Consider the following 6,820-nt stretch of genomic DNA (forward strand, 5'->3'; position numbering starts at 1 on the left):
GGGCGGTGGGTTGGAAACATAATGTTTGTTATGGTAGATAAAGTCCTGCTTTCTAGGACTGGGGGCGTTTCTCTAAAAGTCTAGAGCTTATTGTTGGTCGATCGCCCTCAAACTACGTAAAGTTCTGTAAAACCCGCGTCCGTGGTTCGCAGTAAGGACTTGAGTCCTCTATTCTCTCTAGCCTTTGTCGTTCCCAGACAGAGTTCTAGCGGTGTAGGGTTCGGCTAGTACGGATATCTCACACAGTTCACCCCTACAACCGCGCTGCCCATCCGCGAGAATAGATTGTAAATTATAAATGTATCGAATAGTAACGGTGTTATGTACAAGCAACTAATTTCAAAGATGATGAAACCGCTTTTGAAATCACTATTTGCGATCGGTCTGGTAGTGACGCTAGCCCTCAGTAACGCTGACGGAGCCCTGGCTGCTCGCAGCGGAGGACGCATTGGCGGCGGATCTTTTGGAGCGCCCGCGCGCAGTTATTCATCTCCGAGTCGCGCGCCGTCTGGAGGGGGTTACTACCCCGGCGGCTATGGCGGTGGATTTGGCGGTGGATTTGGTTTCCCGTTCTTGCTACCGTTTTTTGGATTTGGCGGCGGATTTGGCGGCCTGTTCTCGATTTTGATTTTTATTTCGATCGCCAATTTCCTCGTGCAAAGCTTCCGCAGCGCCCGGGGTGGAACTGACGAACTCGGCAACAGCGTTTCTAGCACCACGGTATCTGTGGCCCGCTTGCAAGTGGGTTTGTTAGCAGAGGCCCGCAGTTTGCAAGCCGAACTCGACTCCCTAGCGCGCACAGCGGATACCGATACAGCAGTCGGTCGCGCTCAAGTGCTGCAAGAATCTACTCTGGCTATGCTGCGCCATCCTGAATACTGGGTTTACGCGGGCGCTGAATCTATGCAAACTCGCTTGGAAGCAGCCGAAGCTAAATTTAACCAGTTTTCTTTGGCAGAACGCAGTAAGTTTTCTGAAGAAACGCTCTCGAATTATAACAATCAGCTCCGGCAGGCCGGGAGCAGCAATATCTTGCCTGGTTTGCAGGAAAACGGCGCGCTGGTTGCTTCCGATTTGAATTCCGCTCCTAGTGAATTTATTGTGGTGACGCTGATTGTCGGTACTCAAGGCAAATTGGAATTGCCCTCGGTGAAAAACTCTGAAGATTTGCGCCAAGCTTTGCGCCAGATTGGTGGAGTATCGAGCGAGCAGTTGCTGGCGGTTGAGGTGCTGTGGACTCCTCAAGCTAGCGGCGACACTCTCACTGCTGATGATATGTTGGCCGGCTATCCTGATTTGCGATTGATTTAGCGAGCCAAACGGGGCGCGGAGAATTGTTTCGGGCGCCCCATCCCCAAAGAAAGCTGTGGGGCGAACCCGATCGGTTGTCAGACAAGAAATTTGCAATCTGTTGTGAATGCCGATCGAGTTCAAAAAATTTATTCAACAAATGCTATTATTGAAAGATTAATTATTCAACGCGATGCCTCAGCGATTGGGAACGAAAATTTAATAACTTAAACATCTGCCACAATTTTTTCTATCCCGAGGCGCAGAGGTAAAGAAAGGCTCTTCATCCGGATCTGCATTACTGTCGCTCCGACTGGTAACGAGCAGACGAAAGATGATTATATAAAGAAGCGATCGGGAGCTAAATTTATGCCACACAGCAGCAGCAGAAAAAAAGCACTTTTTATTTTGAGCCAGTTAAATAATGACGATATTGACTGGATCATCCAAAAAGGTAAAAGGGAAGTTCTCGATGCGGGCGGGATTTTGATTTTTGAAGGGAGACAGATAGATGCGTTATATATTGTTTTGGAAGGGAGTTTGAGCGTTTCGATCGAGGCCCAAGAGACGAAAGAACTCGCTAGAATAGCTAGCGGTGAACTTGTGGGAGAAGTTTCTTTTATTGATGCTCGTCCTCCTTTGGCTACGGTAAAGGCGATCGAAAAAACTCACTTGCTGGCAATTCCCCGGCGGCAGTTAGTAGTCAAACTCGAACACGATATGGGTTTTGCTTCCCGTTTTTATTATGGAATTTCGCTCTGTTTGGCAGACAGGATGCGCGGTACGATTAGACATATAGAATACGGGCGCAATATAGAAGAATTTGATCAACCAGAATTAGAGCGCGAGGATATCAATCCTAGCATTATGCAAAATTTAGCCCTAGCTCAGGCCAAGTTTAATTGGCTGAGGGAAAATGTGAGGGCTTGAGTAATTTTTAGGCATCGGGATATATGTCACAGCATTCTCAAGCAAAATAGGGCCCGGATTTTAGGGGAAAGGTCGATCGACCTTTCCCCTAAAATCCGTCCCTTTCGAGTTGCTACCTCGCGCGCTGAGGTGCAACTATCAACCAGACAATCTAGATAATTCCTGGCCCTTTGTGACGGGTGTCTGCTTCTTCTGTCAGTTTTCCTTCCTCGCCTCTTTTATCTTTGATTTCCGCAAGAATTCGAGCGCGTTCTGCTGCTTCGGCTTCTTCTTTTGCTTTCAAATCGCCCGGTTCGTTGATGTACATTTCCGGTTCGATCGCGTAATTGTTAACCAGACCTTCTTTGTCTACTGTATAACCATCTGTAGTGTGAATGCTTTCGTCATCGGTTTGGTCGTCTGTTTTGGCGCTTTTCTGCTTTGCTTCGGTGGTTGCGTGCATGAAGTTAGCGCCTTCGCGTTCTTGGCGCGCTGCTGTCTCAGCAGGAGTAATGCCCCTGTCGTAGTGGGGGGCTTCCATATTAGCTTCGATTTGTTCGTCGGTTGGTGTTGCTTTGCTAATTTGTTCGTCGGGTGGTGTGGGTTGGCGATTAGTCATGATTTATTCCTTCTTCAGTTTTTTCAAAAGGTCTTTGGCTTATCCTTTAATATTAAGCTTAAGCTAACTCATTCACAAACTATCTTTGGTTAGAGTTTGCGAGAAATTGCTGCTACATAATACATTAATACATTTATTGAGTCTTCCTAAAGACAGATTAATCTCTATTTTCTTGGGAAAATTTACAGTAGTGACCCTTTTACATCTATCTAAAGGTAGGGAATTAGTCAGTTGACAGGAAAGCAGTTGACAGGAAAGCAGTTGGTAGTTGGTTATTGGTGATTGGTGATTGGTGATTGGTGATTGGTTGTTAGTTATTAGTTATTAAGTCGTCGCCCATTTAAATTGTATATTCAGGGCGGGCATGATGCCCACCTCCACAAGAGTTTTATTTTTTTTGACATACAGTTTAAATGCCGCAACAGCTTAGTTATTAGTTAACAGTCAATAGCTAACAGCTAACAGCTAACAGCTAACATTCAACAGCTAACAATTTCCAATGACTAATAACTACTGACTACTGACTACTGACTTTATGCTTCTTTATAGAAGCGGATGATTTCGCGGACGTGGTTAAGAAATTGTCCGTCGTCGGTAAGCTGGGCGATCGCACTTTCTGCATCTCTTGCCAGTTTCGTGTGTTCTGCCTGATTGGTCGATCGCAAAGATTGTAGAGATGCAGCTAAATTAGTTAATTCTATTTTAGTGGCTTGTTGCTCCCGCTCTTGTACAGCCACCCAGGAATTCGGATTGTCTGAACTTAATGTATTGGTCAAATCTTTAACTGTAGATTCTAAGTTTGCAAAGCGGCTGCGGAGTTCGACAATATCTTCGCGGGGGTACAAAAATTGGCTGCGGATAGTTCTCAGCCGCTGGGCTAAATACTGATAGCCTCGGATAGCTGGACGCAGTACCGTTAACAGCAGCGCGGCACCGGAACTGAGATAGCCCACAGCACTAATTCCAGCGGCGGCTAGGGCGTAAAGTCCGATCGCGCTTCCGAGATGCAGGGCGATCGCCACAAAGAGCGATCGGCTCGCTAATACATTAACATATCTGAGTTGTTCGGAATCGACAGCAATGTTTTTTTTAGTAGATTCTGCGGCTTGCGATAAAACTTCTTTAGCTTCAAAATGGACATTCCAAGGAACTGTAACTATCAGCAACAGCCATTCAAAAATAGCAATTGCAATTATCCAATCAATAAAACTGCCGGCGGGGACGTGCAGCCATTGCAGAATGGCAAAAACCAACAATAGAAATAAGCCCGTACCCGCACCGAACCCTGCAAAACTGTACATAACGAGAGCCTTTGTGAAATGTTATTTTGATTGTGAGTAGGTTGTTTTGATATGGAGCCAGAAACTGTGACAGTTAAGTAATCGTCCTATTAATCTCGGTTAATTAGTGATGAGTAACAGTGCTAGGCAAGGGTTGCAACCAACTTGACTTTTTCATCGAAATACTTGCTATATCTCAACCGTGGAATGTTATTTTGATTGTGGGTAGGTTTTTGGGGTGTGGAAGAATAAGCTGTGACAGTTGATAAAGCGTCCTATTGTTCAACCCAGTTTATTAGTGATTAGTAATATTCCAGGACACAAGACTTTCCAGACACCTGGTTTGTTTGAAAAAAAATACACGGTCTTTCGCCGAGCAATAATAGTCAAATAAAACAGTTTATCTGTGAGAATTGCCTAAGTTATACATAATTATTCATTAGCGATTAGCGATCGGGATAAAGTCAGATTTTCCCCAAGTCATACAATTTAAAATTTAAGATTTGAAATTAGTAATGACTGATTGTGTCTGGGTTTACAGCTTATCTACAGTGGCATTCTTTTTTGAACTGGTATAACTCCCAGGGTTACACTTGGGGAAGAACGCAGCAATGTCAAAACGCTCCTCTCTCCACTTTTCTGTTGCAGAGCAGCTCGATCGCCTGCGGCTGAGATAAACTGATTGAAAGGTCGATCGCCCGTGAAAGCAAATTACCAGCTTGTCACCGAGAGGGTCATACCGCAAGCTGCAGCCACAGCAAAATAGCTAAAATTAACTCTACCGTATCCGATTTCCAATATTTGCACGCATACAATCTCAAATCAAAAGTCAGCAGGAAGGACAAACCGATGACGAACTCAACTATTGGTCTCGAAAATAAACTTTACGATTATCTATTATCTATTTCCCTGCGGGAACCAGATATTCTCGCTGCACTGCGAGAAGAAACTGCTAAGCATCCTATGGGTATGATGCAAATAGCTCCCGAACAAGGTCAGTTTATGGAGGTGCTGGTGCAGCTTATGGGAGCGACAAAAACCTTAGAAATTGGCGTTTTTACGGGTTATAGCTCCCTGTGCGTAGCTTTAGCGCTGCCTCCTAACGGTCAAATTATTGCCTGCGATGTCAGCGAGGAATATACTTCTATAGCGCGGCGCTATTGGGAAGCTGCGGGTGTCGCAAACAAGATTTCTTTGAAATTGGGCCCGGCCATCAATACTCTCGACAAACTAATAGCCGAGGGACAAGCAGGAACCTTTGATTTTGCATTTATAGACGCGGATAAAGAAAATTATGAGGCTTATTTTGAGCGATCGCTCCAACTTGTACGCAATGGCGGTTTAATAGTAATTGACAACGTTCTGTGGTCTGGACGAGTTGCCGATCCTCAAGTACAAGACACAAGTACCCTCGCCCTTCGCAGTTTCAACGACAAATTGCGTAACGATCCGAGAGTTACTCTGAGTGTTGTCCCCATTGCTGACGGACTGACTTTAGCCCTGAAACGCCGCTGGGCGACTATCATGCAGCCGGAACATCACAATTAAAGAGTTTTAGCTGCTGGGAACTTCATTAAAACTGACAGAAGAGCACCATTCTCAACAAGCTCTTAAAAACCGGGTTTCTGAATGAGAGATATAGGTTGTGATGCTAAATTTGCGGTCAGAAACCCGGTTTTTGCCACAGAAGATATCAGTTAAAACCAAAGAAACCGGGTTTTTATCTGTATTGAAGGCTGCGATACAGTATTTTCGTGAAAAACCCGGTTTCTGCCTACCCCTGTATCTAGGACTATATTAATTAGCGACAATCAATTACAATTAATCAAAATTGTCAACAAATATTATTAATTTAAAGTAACAAATGCTGGCATCAAATTTACAAATACAATTACCGATTCACGAAACTTTTCAGTGTACTGTTCAAGGCGAAGGTTATTGGACAGGTACTTTAGTTGATTTTATTAGATTGGCAGGTTGTCCCGTGGGGTGTCCTTGGTGCGATACCGGTTACGCAAATGGGGGCAAAGGTTTGCCGTCGGTGCCGCAGTCGATCGCACAATTGCTAGCTCAATTGCAGTCGCCGAGAGTTGTCATTACTGGCGGCGAACCTTTCATCCACCAGAATTTGCCGGAGTTAGTTGCAGCATTGTTACAAGCTGACAAGCAAGTGAGTATTGAAACTTCTGGCGCTTATTGGCAAGATGTTTCGCCGCTGGCTTGGATTACTCTTTCTCCTAAAGAACACGTCAATCCTAAATATCCGGTACAAGAGCATTTTTGGAAGAAAGCCAATGAAATTAAGTTGGTAGTTAGCACGGGCGAAGAAGTTGATTTTTACAAAAAATATTTTGTTGAAAATATGAATGTGCCTGTGTTTTTGCAGCCGGAATGGGAATCGCGCGATCGGGCAATTCCGATTATTTTGGAATTACTAAAACAGCATCCTAGTTATAGGTTGTCTTTGCAAACTCACAAGTTTATTGGCGTGCAATAAACATTCCAAAATCCTGTAGGGGCGGATTCACAAACTATCTATGAAACCACAAATAATATCAAATCCGGTAGCATCGGAATAATTCAGATATATATTCTCTCCCTCTGTGTACTCTGTGTACTCTGCGGTTAAATCATTCCAATCCAAACGGAAACGATATAATCTCATAAACCCGCGCCCCATCCCCACCATGATTCACATCAACATCTTATACCAATTTCATAA

General features: G+C 44.4%; 6 protein-coding genes. 4 read left to right on the forward strand and 2 right to left on the reverse strand.

Going from position 1 to position 6,820, the window contains the following annotated elements; all coding sequences use genetic code 11:
- Positions 1 to 321 precede the first annotated feature (321 nt).
- Positions 322 to 1,311, forward strand: a complete 990-nt coding sequence (locus AACV78_RS15975; protein WP_194012912.1) for a DUF1517 domain-containing protein — start codon at positions 322 to 324, stop codon at positions 1,309 to 1,311.
- 348 nt (positions 1,312 to 1,659) lie between these two features.
- The gene (locus AACV78_RS15980) at positions 1,660 to 2,220 is read left to right on the forward strand and encodes a cyclic nucleotide-binding domain-containing protein (RefSeq protein WP_194012913.1); all 561 of its coding nucleotides are present in this window, start codon (positions 1,660 to 1,662) and stop codon (positions 2,218 to 2,220) included.
- A gap of 151 nt (positions 2,221 to 2,371) precedes the next feature.
- Here the strand turns inward: AACV78_RS15980 and AACV78_RS15985 are convergent, their stop codons facing one another.
- Positions 2,372 to 2,818 (reverse strand): hypothetical protein, encoded by a 447-nt coding sequence (locus AACV78_RS15985; protein ID WP_194012914.1) that lies wholly within the window; start codon positions 2,816 to 2,818, stop codon positions 2,372 to 2,374.
- Between the two features lie 533 nt (positions 2,819 to 3,351).
- On the reverse strand, positions 3,352 to 4,119 hold the full coding sequence (locus AACV78_RS15990; RefSeq protein WP_194012915.1) for a hypothetical protein: 768 nt from the start codon (positions 4,117 to 4,119) through the stop codon (positions 3,352 to 3,354).
- Positions 4,120 to 4,947: 828 nt separating this feature from the next.
- Between AACV78_RS15990 and AACV78_RS15995 the strand changes: the two genes are divergently transcribed.
- Together AACV78_RS15995 and AACV78_RS16000 are read left to right on the forward strand one after the other, a co-directional pair.
- Positions 4,948 to 5,646, forward strand: a complete 699-nt coding sequence (locus AACV78_RS15995) for a class I SAM-dependent methyltransferase (RefSeq protein ID WP_194012916.1) — start codon at positions 4,948 to 4,950, stop codon at positions 5,644 to 5,646.
- A 316-nt stretch (positions 5,647 to 5,962) separates the two neighbouring features.
- Positions 5,963 to 6,595 (forward strand): 7-carboxy-7-deazaguanine synthase QueE, encoded by a 633-nt coding sequence (locus tag AACV78_RS16000; protein WP_194012917.1) that lies wholly within the window; start codon positions 5,963 to 5,965, stop codon positions 6,593 to 6,595.
- The last annotated feature ends 225 nt before the right edge of the window (positions 6,596 to 6,820 follow it).

Source organism: Tychonema sp. LEGE 07196 (genome assembly GCF_963890365.1).
In the GTDB taxonomy this organism is placed as follows: domain Bacteria; phylum Cyanobacteriota; class Cyanobacteriia; order Cyanobacteriales; family Microcoleaceae; genus Microcoleus.